We start from the raw sequence: 17,161 nt of genomic DNA on the forward strand, positions 1-17,161 counted from the left end.
AATGAACAAATTAAAAATAGGTTATGTAAGTATTATTGGTAAACCAAATGTTGGTAAATCGACTTTATTAAACACTATATTCAATAAGAAAATTTCAATAATAAATAAAAAACCACAAACAACTAGAAATCAAATCGAATCTGTATACAATGATGAAGAATCACAAATAATATTTGTAGATACTCCTGGATTTCACATACCTAAAAATCAACTTGATCATTTTTTAAATAGAGAAATTAGAGATAGTTATAAAAAAACAGATGTTGTTTGTTTTTTAACAGACATTACAAGAAAAATAGATAACGAAGATTTAGAACTTCTAGAAAAATTAAACAAATCAAAAGATGAAGATCTAAAAGTAATTCTTGTAATATCAAAAGCCGAAATGGCAAAACATCAAGAAGTAATTGATGAAAGAACAAATTTTCTAAAGAAAAAATTTAACTTTGATGATATTGTAATGATTTCTGGAAAAGAAAAAATAAATGTTAATAAATTTTTATCTAAAATAAAGCAATTTTTAAAAGAAGATATAGTTTTATACTCAAGAGAACTTAATGGTTCATTAGAAGAAGATGATTTCTTTATAAAAGAGATAATAAGAGAAAAGTGTTTAGACAACCTAAGACAAGAAATACCTTATGGAGTAGCTATTAATATAGATGAAGAAAAATATGAAGAAGAAAAAAATCTATATACTATTAAAGCGACAATCATAGTTGAAAAAGAAAGTCAAAAATCTATAGTTATTGGTAAGAGTGGTTCAATGATTAAAAAAATAGGAATAGCTGCTAGAAAAGAATTATTAAGTATTTATGATTCTAGAATAGATTTACAGTTGTTTGTTAAAATTGAACCAGATTGAAGAAATAGTAGATTAAAACTTAAAGAATTTGGATATTAATATTTAATGGCATTAGAAATATTAAATGGTTATTTAATAAGCAAGAATGATTATGATTTATTTGATGAAATCTTAGTATTTTTAACTAAAACTAAAAAGCTTGTTTTATACTCACAAGGTTCTAGAAAAATAAACTCTAAAAATGCAAGAAATTTAATGTATATGGATTTTTTGGAAATTGAGTGCTTTGTTTCTTCTGATCCTAATAAAATGGGAAAACTTAAAAAAGTGACATCCGTAAGTTCGTTTGAATTTCAAAATTGAAATACTAAAAATTTTTATTTTTTAAATTCCTTAATTAATAAACTTAATATTACTAATGAAAATATTTTTTATTTTTATCAAGAATCATTAAGTTTAATAATTAACAAAAAGAATGATGAACATGTATATATTTATATTCTTATTAATTTTATAAAAAATATAAACTATAAACTTAATTTTGATCAATGTTCCTTATGTCATCAAAATCAGATATTAATTTCTTTCGGTTTAAAAGAAAAAGGCGTAATTTGTATAGATTGTATAACAATCAAAAACACTATATTTGAACCAGAAGAATTAGATTTATTATATAAAATATATTCAAAAAAATTTTATGACGATTCATTAGAAGAAAAATATAATTTGAGGGGGTTATTTTTAAAAATTAAAAAAATATATATAGAATTTATAAAATCAAATAAAGAATTTATTTAAATTATAAAGAAAAAGCAAGCATAATGATGCTTGCTTTTTAATTGTTAATTTATAAAATTAAATACTAGTTATTTCTATTTTCTTTTTTTTCTTTTGAATAAGAAAGAAAATAAAGAAATGATTATCATAAGAACAATAACAACACCAATAATACTAATTATAAATTTAGTAGTATTATTATTTTTAGTTTTATTAACTACAATATCATCACCTGTATTTTCGCCATTCTCTGGTTGTTGAGGATTTGGTTTATTTTCGTTTCCTGTGTCTTGGTTTGGAGGAGTTGGTTTGTCTCCGCCTTGATCAGGTGTTGGAGGAGTTGGTTCTGGTTCTGGAGGGGTTGCATTATTGTCTCCGCCTTGATCAGGTGTTGGAGGAGTTGGTTCTGGTTCTGGAGGGGTTGTGTTATCGCCAGGACCTTGATTATCAGGTGTTGGTGGAATTGGATCAAGTTCTGGAGGGGTTGGGTTATCGCCAGGACCTTGATTATCAGGTTTTGGTGGAATTGGATCAAGTTCTGGAGGGGTTGTATTATTGTCTCCGCCTTGGTCAGGTGTTGGAGGAACTGGATCTGGTTCTGGATTTTTAAAGTTTATTGCAAATTTAATTGTTTTACTTCCCATGCTTCCATCTGATGAATTAACAATATTTCTTAAAATCATGTTGAACGTATATCTATTTGAAGTATCACTAGTTCAAGAATCAAATAGCAATTCAGCGCTTGCAGGTAAATTAGTAGCTGATAGTTTTAATTCAGAAAGAATAGCACCAGTACCAAACGATTCATCTTTTGTTCCTGCATTATTTCAAGCAGTAACATCTTTTGTTAATTCATTTTTAAATGCATCAATATTAGTATTTAAAACATCTCAATTTAATTCGTGAGTGTTTGTTGCTGTATTATTTGCTATTGAAGTAGTGAATGTTGAAACAGGAACTGGATTTTTAAAGTTTATTGCAAATTTAATTGTTTCATTTTTAAGTGTTCCATCTTCTGAACCAACAATATTTTTCAATGTGATATTGAATGATATTTTGTTTGAATCTGTTGAATCAGCAGTTCAATTTTCAAATGCTAATTGAGCACCTGATGGCAAATTAGTAGCTGATAGTTTTAATTCAGAAAGAATAGCACCAGTACCAAACGATTCATCATTTGTTCCTGCATTATTTCAAGCAGTAACATTATCAATTAATTCATTTTTAAATGCATCAATATTAGTATTTAAAACATTTCAATTTAATTCATGAGTGTTTGTTGCTGTATTATTTGCTATTGAAGTAGTGAATGTTGAAACAAGAATTGGGTTTTTAAAGTTTATTGCAAATTTAATTGTTTCATTTTTAAGTGTTCCATCTTCTGAACCAACAATATTTTTCAATGTGATATTGAATGATATTTTGTTTGAATCTGTTGAATCAGCAGTTCAATTTTCAAATGCTAATTGAGCACCTGATGGTAAATTAGTAGCTGATAGTTTTAATTCAGAAAGAATAGCACCAGTTCTGAATGAAGTATCTTTTGTTGTGGCATTATTTCAAGCAGTAACATTATCAATTAATTCACTTCCAAAGGTATCAATATTTGTATTTAAAACATCTCAATTTAATTCATGAGTGTTTGTTGCTGTATTATTTGCTATTGAAGTAGTGAATGTTGAAACAGGAACTGGATTTTTAAAGTTTATTGCAAATTTAATTGTTTCATTTTTAAGTGTTCCATCTTCTGAACCAACAATATTTTTCAATGTGATATCGAATGATATTTTGTTTGAATCTGTTGAATCAGCAGTTCAATTTTCAAATGCTAATTGAGCACCTGATGGTAAATTAGTAGCTAATAGTTTTAATTCAGAAAGAATAGCACCAGTTCTGAATGAAGTATCTTTTGTTGTGGCATCATTTCAAGCAGTAACATCTTTTGTTAATTCGGATTTGAAAGTATTGATATCAGCATTTAAAACATTTCAATTTAATTCGTGAGTGTTTGTTGCTGTATTATTTGCTATTGAAGTAGTGAATGTTGAAACAGAAACAGCAATTGGTGGAAACAATGTTATTTTGTTATTAGAACATTCATATAAACTATTCATTTCAACTTCAAGATATAATTCTTGATTTATTGGATTAATAAAGGCCTTAACTTCTCTTGTCACATCTTCTATTAAAATATCTGAGCTATTAGAAATATAATTTCAGTTAAGGAAACTTCTTCTTTCTGTAGACGATTTATTATTGAAAGTGTTCATTAATGTTTGTCTATCACTATTTGTTGCCTTAAATTTATCAACTAGAGTTTTATCAAATAATCCTTCAGTAATGTTTAATGTTGTAAGTTTTAAATCTTCAGAAGAGAAAAAACCTCCATTTGGCTTTTTAAATCCAATTTTTGCTAATTTAGCAGGATTATTAAAATTTTTCGGTAAATTAAAATAGGCTAAGTTTGAAAAATTTTGCAAATCAGCAAAAGCATTAGCTCCTATTTTTGTTATTGAATCAGGAATATAAAATCCTTCAAATGCAGTATTTCTAAATGCTTCATCAGGAATTTCTGTTATTTGAGTATCCATTAAATTAGTTAAAGTACTCAATGAAGTACAATTTTTAAATGCGCCTCTACCTAAAGAACTTATTCTATTTGGTATATCTAATTCTTCTAATTTTGGAAGATTAGACAATTTTTCAATATGAGTTAAATTAGTGGCTTCTGATAAATCAATTCCCACAAGTTTTTCAAAAAATGGATCATTAAGACCATCAATGCTTATCATTGATGTATTTGTGGGAGCAATAATGTAAAAAAATTGGTTTGGTTTTGTAATATAATCCTTTATTGTTGGACTATTTAAATCAACAACCAATTGTCCATTAGAAGACAATAATTCGTTATCTAATGGAGTATAAATCGAAACATTACCTTTAGGAGTAGAAACAACTCGATTTACGCCCTTTATATAGCCTCCATTATTGTCTCCCTGGTCAGGACCAACTCCCCCTTCTGGAGGAATTGGGTTAGGTGTTGGAATATTTTTTGCAACACTGTTTTTAACAACTATTTGGTTTTTTGCATTTAATACAGTTGCCACACTTGCAACTGAAATTAATGCGACTCCTATTAATCCTGTTAAGATTAACTTAGATTTTATCTTTTTCATTAATTTTATCCTCATTAAATTTAAAAATAGAAATTTTCTATTTTATAAATATAATATTAAATTTTATTGAAAAAAAAATTTTATTTTATTTTTTTATTTTTTTATGTTATCTATATTAATTATAAATTCAATAATTAAATTTTAATGAATTCAACACTTCATAACTTAATTTGGGAATATATAATCATTTTAAAAAGAAGCAAAGTCTGCTTCTTTTTTTGTTTTATTTATTGTTTTTTCATTTTTTCTTGAAGATTAATCAAAGAACAGCAATTATTAATGCAAAAATTGTTATTCCACCAATAGTTCCACCAATAATTGTGGCATTGTTATTGTTTTTCTTTGTGTCTTGATCTGGTGTTTGGCTGTCACCGCCACCTTGGTCGGGTGATGGAAGAGTTGTATTATTATCTCCGCCTAGGCCGGGTGAAGGAGGAACTGGGCCTGGTGTTTGGCTGTCACCGCCACCTTGGTCAGGTGTTGGAGGAACTGGATTTGGATTTTTATTTAAATCAATTGATAGTATTTTTTTATTAGTTGAATATAAGCTATTCATTTCGATTTCAAAATCTAATTTATTGGTTGTAGCATTAAAAGTAGCTATAACATTTCTCATAACATTATCTGGAAAATAAATATCTGAATTACTAAAATTTTCTATTTCGAAAAAATTTACTTTATCTTGAAAAATATAATTATTAAAATTTGATTCTAATATTTTAGGGTCATTGTTTTCGCTAAGAAATTTATTAATTTTATCTAATCTAAAACTAATTTCAAAATTTAATATAGCTAAATCAAAATCATCAAAATAAGAACCAGTTGGTTTCCTCAATCCAATTTTGGCAAATTCAGAAGGTTTATTAAATTTCTCAGGAAGATTAATTGTAACTCTAGATAAAGATGTTCCTAAAAAAGCATTAGTTCCTATTTCGGTTATTTTATCTGGAATAAAAATTCTATAGATATCAGTGTTTTCAAAAGCATTAGATGGTATTTTTGTAATTTTAGTTTTTGATAAATTTGAGATATCTATAAGTGAGTAATTGTTTTTAAAAACTGCAGTTCCAAGTGACTCTAAAGAATTAGGTAAGAAAACATATTGTAAATTTGGTAAATATGACAAACTATCTATATGTTTTAAATTAATAGAATTTGATAAATCAATTCTACATAGTTTATTATAAAATCCACCAGTAGATCCATTAACGCTCAACATTGTTGTTGAAGAAGATGAAATTACATTAAAAAATTGATTTTCGTTTTGGAGTTTTTTTGAAATATTTTCATTATTTGAATCTATAGTTAGAGTTTTTAAATCTAAGAACTCATTATCGAGAGGAGTATAAATTCAAAATTGGCCATTAGGAGTAGAAAACTTTTTATTTTTGCCCTTTTCAAATTTAAATGAATCGTTGTTATAATTATTTAAATATTTAATTTTAGATTGTTTTTGATTATTAAAAATCATTGGAAAAAAAGCAATTGAAATCAATGATATTCCAACTATTCCGATTAAAATTAACTTTGAATTAATTTTTTTCATTTTTATCCTCTATTAAATTTAAAAATTAATTTTATTTATTAAATATTATATCATATTCGTTTGAAAATAAAAAAAAACAACTATATTATAGTTGTTTTTCTTTTTTTAAATTATCACATTCTTTTTTTGTGGAATGATTTATACAATACTGTAATTATTAAAATAATCAATATAAGTGCTCCAATAGAGGCAGAAATGATAAATATCATTTTATATTTTTCTTTTGGAGATTTCAAAGATAATTCTATATTTTTTTGTGAAAGAAATACGTCATTTGCAGGGATAAGATCAAATATAAATTTATCGCCTTTTGTAGAAATTTTAATATCAGTTAATATTGGTTTATTATTAGTTCCTGTGATATCAAAAAAAGCTAATTTTTTCTCTAAAGTTAATTTATTAAAATTGTCAACAACAGCATCAACATTTTCAAATTTAATATATGAATTTTTAAATTTTTCTTTATTTATATTTATTTGTATTGGTTCTGGTGGAACAGGGTCTGGATCTGGTTTTGGTGGAACAGGATCTGGCGTTGGAGGAACAGGGTCTGGATCTGGTTTTGGTGGAACTGGGTCTGGATCTGGTTTTGGTGGAATTGGGTCGGGTGGAGGAGGGGTTGTATTATTGTCTCCGCCTTGGTCAGGTGAAGGAGGAACTGGATTTGGTTGAGGACTTACATATTTCCCATCAAGATTTATCATGGATTTGCTAGATTTAAATAATTTATTGAATGTTGCTTTTAAAACAACTTCGTTATTTTCTAAAATAGCATTAACATCTCTAAGCGTGTTATTTGAAGCATAATAACCATTAGGACTTGTTGGTTCATCTATGTATCATGCAGCAAACATCATTCTATCGCTTAAACTTAATTTATTAAATTTAGATATCAATTCTTGGTTAGATAAAGAAAGATTTTGGTTTTTGAAATCTGAAACCGCAGCTGAATCAAATTCAAAGTTAATTTCTTGTGGTTGGAAATCAGCTTCAGTGAAAGGCCCCGTGCTTCAATTCTTAATTTGTAAACGATTAAAATTTTCTAGATTAACAAATTTATCTGGTAAATTAATTCCAAATCTAGTAAAGGTCGCTCCTGCAAATGCGCCATCTCCAATGTTAGTTAATGAATTCGGTGCAATAAATATTGAAAGCGAAGAATTTGCAGCAAATGCGTTATTTCCAATTGTATTTACTTGGGTATTAAATAAATCAATTGTTTCTAAATTTGCATTCTCAAAAGCTGATTCTGGAATTTCAACAAAAGATTCTAAATTTGATATTGATTTTAATTTTCTTGAATTTTTAAAGGCTCCAATTTCCATTGCACTTCCAGTTCCTGATGGAAAGACAACTTCAGATAAGTTTTTTAAACCTTGAAAACTGCCTATATTTACACCAGTTGCTTGTGAAAAATCAAATCTACAAATTTGATTTGTAATTTGAGTTGGAATTGCAGTAGTTGATTTTGTTTCCTTAGGAGCTAAAATATTAAAAAAAGTATTTTTTTGACCGATTCTACTTTTAATTTTTTGTGATTCTAAATTTATTGTTAAATTAGTAGGATTACTAAAATCACTAGCTTCTAGTGTGTAGATAATATATGTTTGTCCAGCATTCTCAAAATTTTGATCTATTCCAGGTTGAAATTGTCCTGGAAAATTTCTTTTGTTAGTTGTATCAATGTTTTTTGATTCTAATAAAGTGACTGGTTTTGTTTGGTTTTTTGCATTTAATACAGTTGCTACACTTGTCATTGAAACTAATGCTACACCAGTTAATCCCGCTAGGACTAGTTTAGAATTTATCTTTTTCATTAATTTTTATCCTTGTATTTTGTTTCATAAACTTTATATATTTATTTTATAAATCTAAATTATATTTTACTATATTTTTATTTTTTTCTTCTTTTAAATAACAATATTACAATAAGAATAATTAAAAGTAAAATTATTACTCCAAGAAATCCAGCAATTATTACATAAATATTATTAGTTTTTTTGTTATTCTCCTCCGGGATTGAAGGAGTTGGTTTATCTCCACCTTGGTCAGGTGCTGGAGGAACTGGATTTGGTTGAGGGCTTACATATTTCCCATCAAGAGTTATTGAAGTTTTATTGCTTTTAAATAATGAAGATAATGTCGCTTTTAAAACAACTTTGTTATTTTCTAATGGAAACGCTTCAACATTTCTAGCTATTTGATATGAATCATAAGATTGTTCTATGAAAAAAGGCATAGAATAATTTACTCTTTCTTGTAAAGGAAGATTATTAAATTTCATTGCTAATTCTAATGCACTTAAAGGTCTTTGACCTTCAACAGTAGCTCTGAATTTTTTAACTGCTTCTACATCAAATTCAAATCTAGATTCTTCTTTTGGAACAAATTGAGAATCATGATATGCTCCATTTTCTCAATTACGGATTCCCATTCTTACAAAATCATTTAAATTATTTAAATGATTAGGTAAATTGATACCTTCTCTTCTAAATCTAACACCTTTAAATGCATCGTCTCCAACATAACCTAATGAGTCAGGACCAACAAATTGAACTAAATTATAATTATTTAAAAATGCTTGTCTATCAATTGTTTGAATTGTTGTATCTAATAAATTAACATATTCAAAACCACAATCTTGGAAAGCAAATGGTGGAATTCTTTTAATAGATTCATTTAAATTTTTTATAGTTTTTAATTTTCTTGAATATCTAAAAGCCCCTTCTGCCATTATGCTCCCAGTTCCTGATGGAAAGACAACTTCAGATAAGTTTGATAGAGATTCAAAATTACCAATATTTACACCAGTTGCTTGTGAAAAATCAATTATATAAATCTTGTCTTTAAGTCCTTGTGGAATAGGAGTTGTTGATTTTGTTTCCTTAGGAGCCAAAATATTAAACAAGCAATTTGGTTGATTAATATATTTTTGAATATTTACTGAATTTAAATTGATTGTTAAATTAGTTTGATCTGAAAAATCATTTGATTCAAGTGTATAAACAGTATGTGAAACACCATCAATAATTATATTATTAGTGCTTCCTGGTACATATGCGCCTTGATTATTTTCAGTTGTTCCATTATTTCCATTATTTCCTTCATCAGGAACAATTTCTCCTGGAGGAATTGGGTTAGGTGTTGGAATATATTTTGCAACACTATTTTTAACAACTATTTGGTTTTTTGCATTTAATACAGTTGCCACACTTGTCATTGAAACTAATGCTACACCAGTTAATCCTGCTAGGACTAGTTTAGAATTTATCTTTTTCATTAATTTTTATCCTTGTATTTTTGTTTCATAAACTTAATATATTTATATTATAAATCTAAACTATATTTTACTATATTTTTTATATAAAGAAAAAAAACAACCTTTATTGGTCGTTTTTTATTAATATTTAAAAAATCTAATATATTAGTAATCTGTGTTTCTAATTTTTTTTCTTCTTAATAATAAGAATACTAAAAGAACAACTAAAGCTATTACAATTACTGTACCAACAGTACTAGCAGCAATTGCCGCTGTTTGACTATTACTTAAAGTTTTAGGTGGCACTCCAATATAAATACCATCAAGAGTTATTGAAGCTTTATTGCTTTTAAATAATGAAGATAAAGTCGCTTTTAAAACAACTTTGTTATTTTCTAATACAAACGCTTCAACATTTCTAGCTATTTGATATAAATCATAAGATTGTTCTGTGAAAAAAGGCATAGAATAATTTACTCTTTCTTCTAAAGGAAGATTATTAAATGCATTTACTAATTCTACTGCACTTAAAGGCCTTTGGTCTTCAACAGTAGCTCTGAATTTTTTAACTGCTTCTACATCAAATTCAAATCTAGATTCTTCTTTTGGAACAAATTGAGAATCATTATATGCTCCATTTTCTCAATTACGGATTCCCATTCTTACAAAATCATTTAAATTATTTAAATGATTAGGTAAATTGATACCTTCTCTTCTAAATCTAGCACCTTTAAATGCATCGTCTCCAACATAACCTAATGAGTCAGGACCAACAAATTGAACTAAATTATAATTATTTAAAAATGCTTGTCTATCAATTGTTTGAATTGTTGTATCTAATAAATTAACATATTCAAAACCACAATCTTGGAAAGCAAATGGTGGAATTCTTTTAATAGATTCATTTAAATTTCTTATAGTTTTTAATTTTCTTGAATATCTAAAAGCCCCTTCTGCCATTATGCTCCCAGTTCCTGATGGAAAGACAACTTCAGATAAGTTTGATAGAGATTCAAAATTACCAATATTTACACCGGTTGCTTGTGAAAAATCAATTATATAAATCTTATCTTTAAGTTCTTGTGGAATAGGAGTTGTTGATTTTGTTTCCTTAGGAGCTAAAATATTAAACAAGCAATTTGGTTGATTAATATATTTTTGAATATTTGCTGAATTTAAATTGATTGTTAAATTAGTTTGATTTGAAAAGTCATTTGGTTCAAGTGTATAAACAGTATGTGAAACACCATCAGTAATTATATTAGTAGTGGTTCCTGGTACATATACGCCTTGATTATTTTCAGTTGTTCCATTATTTCCATTATTTCCTTCATCAGGAACAATTTCTCCTGGAGGAATTGGGTTAGGTGTTGGAATATATTTTGCAACACTATTTTTAACAACTGTTTGGTTTTTTGCATTTAACACAGTTGCCACACTTGCTACTGAAACTAATGCTATACCAGTTAATCCCGCTAGGACTAGTTTAGAATTTATCTTTTTCATTAATTTTTATCCTTCATTTTATTTTTACCAATTTATTATATAACTTTAAAACATAAAATATATTTTATTTCCCCTTTTTGTTATATTTAAAAAATAAAATAAAATAAAAATCTTTATTTCTATTCTTTATTAAATAATAAAGAATACTAAAAGAGCATTAAAACTATTAAAAAACCGCACTAGCAAACCATTATAAATTACAGCTATTTCATTATGATTTAAGACCAATTGAAGTATATAAACTTTAAAATAACAAACCCAGTATTGTTGTTTCTAATGGCTTTTTTTCTACATTAATTTTATTCAATACATTTAATAAATTTTAAATCTAAAATTTTATGAAAATATTTCAATTTATTGTATTATTTTAATTTCTTAAAATCTAATATTCATAATTTATTATGTTAGATTAAAATATATTTAGTTATTAAACTTATTCAAAAGAAAATGTAAATTATGAAAAAAATAGAACAAAAGGATTTAACAAATCATTTAAAAAATACTGGGTTTGTTTATCAATCAAGCGAAATATATAATGGATTATCAAACTCATGAGATTATGGACCATTAGGAGTTTTATTAAAAAATAATCTTAAAAAATTATGATGAAAAAACTTTGTTACAAAACAATACAATGTTGTAGGAATAGATAGTTCAATAATAATTAATCCAAATGTCTGAAAAGCTAGTGGTCATTTAGATAATTTTTCTGATCCGTTAATAGATTGCAAAGAATGCAAATCTCGTTTTAGAGCTGACAAATTGATTGAAGAATTTAGCAATATTAGTGTCAATGAAAGCACTACTAACGAAGAATTCCAAAAAATCCTTAAATCAGAAAAAATTTCTTGTCCAAAATGTAAAAAAAATAACTGAACAGATATTAGATCTTTCAACCTAATGTTTAAAACATTCCAAGGTGTTGTAGAAAACAGCACAAGCGAATTATATTTAAGACCAGAAACTGCTCAAGGCATTTTTATTAATTTTAAAAATGTACAAAGAACCTCAAGACAAAAAATACCATTTGGTATAGCTCAAATTGGCAAATCATTCAGAAACGAAATTACACCAGGAAATTTCATTTTTAGGACAAGAGAATTTGAACAAATGGAAATTGAATTCTTTATTCATCCAAATGATTATGAAAAAGAATTCAATAATTATCAAAACAAGATAAAAGATTTTTTAATTAACGAATGTTGATTAAAAGAATCAAACATTAATATATATAACCATTCAAAAGAAGAGCTTAGTCATTATTCTGAAAAAACAATTGATTTTGAATATAACTTTATTCATGGTAAATCTGAATTATGAGGCTTAGCTTATAGAACCGATTTTGATCTTACTACCCATGCAGAACATTCAAAAAAAGATTTGAGTTATTTAGATCCCATTACTAATGAAAAATATATACCTCATGTAATAGAACCATCTGTTGGTTTAGAAAGATTAATGTATGCAATATTAACAGAATCTTATGAAGAGCAAACATTGGAAGACGAATCAGAAAGAATAGTTTTAAAACTTCCTTATTCATTAACACCATTCAAAGCTTGTGTTATTCCTTTAACTAATAAATTAAAAGATGAAGCTTTTAATTTATATAAAGATCTTCTAGACTTAGATATAGATATTAATTTTGAGTCAGGTTCTTCAATAGGAAAAAACTATAGAAGACAAGATGCAATTGGAACTTATTATTGTATTACTTTTGATTTTGAATCAAAAGACAATAACACGTTCACTATTAGAAATAGAGATACTATGGAACAAATAAGAGTATCAAAAGAAGAATTAAAGGAAATATTACTAAATAAAAGAAAATAAAGGGCGTAAATAATATTAAATGAGCATTTATACAATAAAACAGAAAATATTATCAACAATTAATATTGTTGATTTAATAAGAAATTTCTTAAGTATAGAAAAAAAAGGATCAAATTATCAAGCAATTTGTCCTTTTCATTCTGATACAAAACCTTCTTTAGTAATATCTGAAGAAAAACAAATATTTACTTGTTTTGCTTGTTCTGTTTCTGGTAATGCTATTAAATTTATTACTAAGTTTAAAAAACTTAATAATGAATTAGAAGCTCTTGAAGAAATTGCTAAAATATTTAATCTTGAAAATCTTTTAATTGATTTAGATAAAACTAAATCTAATTTTGATAAAAACGAATTAAGATTTTATGAAATAAACAACTTGGTTGCTGATTGATTTAATTTCTTTTTATCACAAGATGATGAAGCGTCTAATTATTTAAAATCGAGAAACATAAGCGAAGAAATAATTAAAGAATTCAATTTAGGTTATTCTAAAAAAGAAAGAAACTATTTATCTAATAACTTAACAAATGCAAATGGAGATAGAATAGTTTCTGAAAATGATAGAACAATCTTTAACATTAAAGAAGTTATAGATTCAAAATTAGTCACTATTGATAATTCTTCTAACATGTATGATTTTTTTAGAAACAGATTGATGTTTCCAATTAGAGATATAAACAAGAATGTCGTTGCTTTTAGTGCAAGGACATTAACTAATGAAAATCCTAAATATTTAAATTCTCCAACTTCTAAATATTTCAAAAAAGATGAAATATTATTTAATGAAGATAAAGCTTTTGAAAACATAAAAAACGAGACACTATATATAGTAGAAGGTTTTATGGATGTTTTTTCTCTTTATCATATAGGAATAAAAAACGTGGTTGCCACAATGGGAACGTCGTTTAGTGAAAAACATTTAAAAAAAATAATAAATACCAAAAAAGTAAAATCAATAATATTAGCCCTTGATAATGATGAGGCTGGAAACAGTGCTAATGAAAAAATAGCAAACATTATTAAAAACAAACTCGATCTTTATATTCTTAAAGATTGAGAAACTGAACTTAAAGATTTTGATGATGTTTTATGAAAAGAAGGAGAAGATAAACTTAAAAAAATAATAAACAACAATCTTGATTATTGTTTTAAGCTTATTTTTGAACTATCTAATGATTATGATAAGAATAATAAATCTCAAGAGAAATCTTATAAACAAAAACTTAAAAAAATAATTCTTGATTTTGGTATTGTTGATTATTATGATCAATATTTAAAAACTATAAAAAGTTTTTTTGATATTGAATTAAATTTAGATTCTAAAGTTTCAAACAAAAGAGAAGTTATAAGTTCTTCTGATGATACTCTTTCATATATAGAGAACGATTTAACTGAACTTTATCAAAACTTAGCTGAAAGATTATTGTTTTGATATTTTGCTTTTGATAAAACAGATGAAATATTAAAGAAAAACAATTTAAGTCATTTCTTAAAAATTTATGAAAAAGAATTAAATTTAATTATTAAATTACAAAATAATTTCAAAGGTGATTCAATATTAGATATTGAGACTTCTAAAATTATTGAATTTTTAAATTCTTTAAATGTAACAAAAGAAACAATAAAATTTATTTCTTGATTACATGAAAAAATATTATTTGAGTTTTCAATAAATAAACCTTCTATAACAGAATTAAACAAAGTTATTAAAAGATTAAAAGAATTCGAAAAAAAATGAAAAAAATATAATAGTTTAGAGTTGTTAACAAGCTCTAAACCGAAAACAAAAGAAGAGAAACTAAAACTATGAAAAGTTATAATATCTTAATTTTAGCAATCTTTTAAAAGAGTGCTAATTTTTGTGTTAAAATGATTTCATAGTTAAACAAGCGAGGACTTAATTATGAAAAAAGCTTTATTAATTGCAAGAAACATAGTTCCTTTACCAAAAATGGGACTTTCTCCCATTGTTGTTGGAAGAGAAGTTTCTAAACAAGCAATAAATTACGCCCTTGAACAAGACAATGGAAACATTGTGGTTGCTGTTCAATATGATCTTGACCAAGAAGATTGTGTATATGAGAACATCACACCAACAGGTGTACTATGTAAAATAGTAAAAAAAGAAGAAAACCCAGATAAAGATTACATTGTATATTTAGAAACAATTGAAAGAGTTCATTTAGATTTTTCAAATTTAAATTCTCTAAAATCAATTGTTGAACCATTAATAAATATAACTAAATTTAAATCTACAAATGAAAAGCCAAAAGAAAAAGATATAGAAAATTTTATTGACTATGTAGAAGCTATTAATGAAAACAAAATACCAATAAATGAAAATCTTTTCAAAATAGCTATTGAAAAATTAGAAGAATACAAAACTGATAAAAAAGATTTCTCATATGTAGTAGATTTATTAGGTTGTGCTTTAACAGAAAATAATTATGAAGTTAGAGCTTCGTTGTTGAAATACGACTCAATATCAGAAAGATTAAGAAGTATTTCAACGATTATCTTCTCAAGCCTAAGAACAGATAAAGGCGAAATAGAAACAGATAATGAAATAACTAAAGAATTAAATGCGAACTTACAAAAACAACAAAAAGAATTTTATTTACGTGAACGTTTAAAATTAGTAAAAGAAAAATTAGGTGATATCACTAAAAAAGATGATGATTCAGAAGCCATAAGAGCTGCTATAAAATCTCTTCCTTATCCACAAAACATTAAAGAAAAAGTATTAAAAGAATTAAGTAAATTCGAGACTTCAATGAACTCTAATGAAGCTGGTATAACTAAAACATATATTGATTGCATAATGGAACTTCCATGATGACAAGAATCTGAAGATAATTATGACATTAATGATCTTCAAGCAAAATTAGAAAAAAATCATTATGGTATTAAAAAAGTTAAAGAAAGAATAATAGAATATTTAGCTGCTAAAATAGCAAATCCAGATTCTAAATCTCCTATAATTTGTTTAATGGGCCCTCCAGGAGTTGGTAAAACAAGTCTTGTTAATTCAATAGCAGAAGCTTTAAATAAAAAACTACTAAAAGTTTCTCTTGGTGGAGTTAAAGATGAATCTGAAATTAGAGGACATAGAAGAACTTATCTTGGAGCAATGCCTGGTAGATTAATACAAGGTATGAGAAAAGCAAAAGTTATTAATCCTCTAATATTATTAGATGAAATCGATAAAATGTCTAGTGACCAAAGAGGCGATCCTGCAAGTGCTATGTTAGAAGTTCTTGATCCAGAACAAAATAAGAACTTTAGAGACAATTACTTAGAAGAAGATTACGATTTAAGTAAAGCATTGTTTATAGCAACTGCTAATTACTATGATCAAATCCCTCATGCTTTACTTGATAGAATGGAAATTATTGAATTATCAAGTTATACACTGCACGAAAAAAGAGAAATAGCTATATCTCACTTATTACCAACAGCTCTTAAAGAATCTAATTTACCAAATGATTTTTTAAAAATTAACGGTGAAACATTTGAATACATAATTAACTATTACACTAGAGAGGCTGGTGTTAGAGAATTAACTAGACTAATTCAAAAAATAATCAGAAAAATTCTTGTTCTTAAAATGAAAAAAGAAAAATATGATACTACTATAACTCCTGATAATGTTTCTAAATTCCTAGACAAGAAGATTTATGAAATAACATTAAAAGATGAAAATACAATTCCTGGAATTGTTAATGGAATGGCATATACTTCAGCCGGTGGAGATCTTCTGCCTATTGAAGCAACATTATTTAGTGGTAAAGGTGATTTAATAATCACAGGTAATTTAGAAAAGACAATGTCAGAATCTGTTTCTGTAGCATTAGGATATGTTAAAGCTAATGCTTCTAAGTTTAAAATAAATGAACAACTTTTAAAAGATTCAGATATCCATATTCATGTACCGGCTGGCGGGATTCCAAAAGATGGTCCAAGTGCTGGTGTTGCATTAACTACTGCTTTAATTTCTGCTTTAACTAATAAACAAATTTCAACAAAAATCAGTATGACTGGCGAAATTACTTTAAGAGGAAAAGTAGGAATCATTGGTGGAGTTAAGGAAAAAGTAATATCAGCTCACAGAGCCGGTGTTAGAGAAATTTTCTTACCAATAGATGATGAAAGATTCTTATCTGATATTCCTAAAGAAATATTAGATGAAGTTAAAATTCATTTAGTTTCTGAATATTCAGAAATTTACAACGAAATATTCAAATAATTAATAATTAAAA

10 protein-coding genes are annotated in these 17,161 nt (G+C 26.2%); 5 read left to right on the top strand and 5 right to left on the bottom strand.

The annotated features are described in order from the left end of the window. Nucleotide 1 precedes the first annotated feature (1 nt). Together era and AC27EK_RS01250 are read left to right on the top strand one after the other, a co-directional pair. Nucleotides 2-904 (top strand): GTPase Era, encoded by a 903-nt coding sequence (gene era, locus AC27EK_RS01245; protein WP_487231541.1) that lies wholly within the window; start codon nt 2-4, stop codon nt 902-904. A 6-nt stretch (nt 905-910) separates the two neighbouring features. After that, on the top strand, nt 911-1,603 hold the full coding sequence (locus AC27EK_RS01250) for a DNA repair protein RecO C-terminal domain-containing protein (RefSeq protein ID WP_487231542.1): 693 nt from the start codon (nt 911-913) through the stop codon (nt 1,601-1,603). 74 nt (nt 1,604-1,677) lie between these two features. On the opposite strand, the gene AC27EK_RS01255 is transcribed toward AC27EK_RS01250, so the two are convergent. From AC27EK_RS01255 to AC27EK_RS01275, 5 genes are all read right to left on the bottom strand, one after another. Then, nucleotides 1,678-4,758, bottom strand: a complete 3,081-nt coding sequence (locus AC27EK_RS01255) for a leucine-rich repeat protein (protein WP_487231543.1) — start codon at nt 4,756-4,758, stop codon at nt 1,678-1,680. Between the two features lie 223 nt (nt 4,759-4,981). After that, nucleotides 4,982-6,304, bottom strand: coding sequence for a leucine-rich repeat protein (locus AC27EK_RS01260; RefSeq protein ID WP_487231544.1), 1,323 nt, complete (start codon nt 6,302-6,304; stop codon nt 4,982-4,984). A 110-nt stretch (nt 6,305-6,414) separates the two neighbouring features. Beyond that, nucleotides 6,415-8,121, bottom strand: a complete 1,707-nt coding sequence (locus AC27EK_RS01265; RefSeq protein ID WP_487231545.1) for a leucine-rich repeat domain-containing protein — start codon at nt 8,119-8,121, stop codon at nt 6,415-6,417. A gap of 77 nt (nt 8,122-8,198) precedes the next feature. Further along, entirely contained in the window at nt 8,199-9,584 is a 1,386-nt protein-coding gene (locus AC27EK_RS01270) for a leucine-rich repeat domain-containing protein (RefSeq protein ID WP_487231546.1), read from the bottom strand. A gap of 144 nt (nt 9,585-9,728) precedes the next feature. Then, nucleotides 9,729-11,069 carry a leucine-rich repeat domain-containing protein gene (locus AC27EK_RS01275; protein WP_487231547.1) on the bottom strand — a complete coding sequence of 447 codons (1,341 nt, stop codon included), beginning with the start codon at nt 11,067-11,069 and terminating at the stop codon, nt 9,729-9,731. A 456-nt stretch (nt 11,070-11,525) separates the two neighbouring features. Here AC27EK_RS01275 and AC27EK_RS01280 point away from each other — a divergent pair, with 456 nt between their 5' ends. The 3 genes from AC27EK_RS01280 to lon all read left to right on the top strand — a co-directional run bounded on the left by AC27EK_RS01280 (nt 11,526) and on the right by lon (nt 17,148). Further along, nucleotides 11,526-12,902 carry a glycine--tRNA ligase gene (locus AC27EK_RS01280; RefSeq protein WP_487231548.1) on the top strand — a complete coding sequence of 459 codons (1,377 nt, stop codon included), beginning with the start codon at nt 11,526-11,528 and terminating at the stop codon, nt 12,900-12,902. A 19-nt stretch (nt 12,903-12,921) separates the two neighbouring features. Then, nucleotides 12,922-14,730 carry a DNA primase gene (gene dnaG, locus AC27EK_RS01285; protein ID WP_487231549.1) on the top strand — a complete coding sequence of 603 codons (1,809 nt, stop codon included), beginning with the start codon at nt 12,922-12,924 and terminating at the stop codon, nt 14,728-14,730. A gap of 75 nt (nt 14,731-14,805) precedes the next feature. Then, nucleotides 14,806-17,148: an endopeptidase La gene (gene lon / locus AC27EK_RS01290; RefSeq protein ID WP_487231550.1), complete on the top strand. Its 2,343-nt coding sequence runs from the start codon at nt 14,806-14,808 to the stop codon at nt 17,146-17,148. The last annotated feature ends 13 nt before the right edge of the window (nt 17,149-17,161 follow it).

The sequence above is a fragment of the Ureaplasma rhincodontis genome (assembly GCF_057537535.1).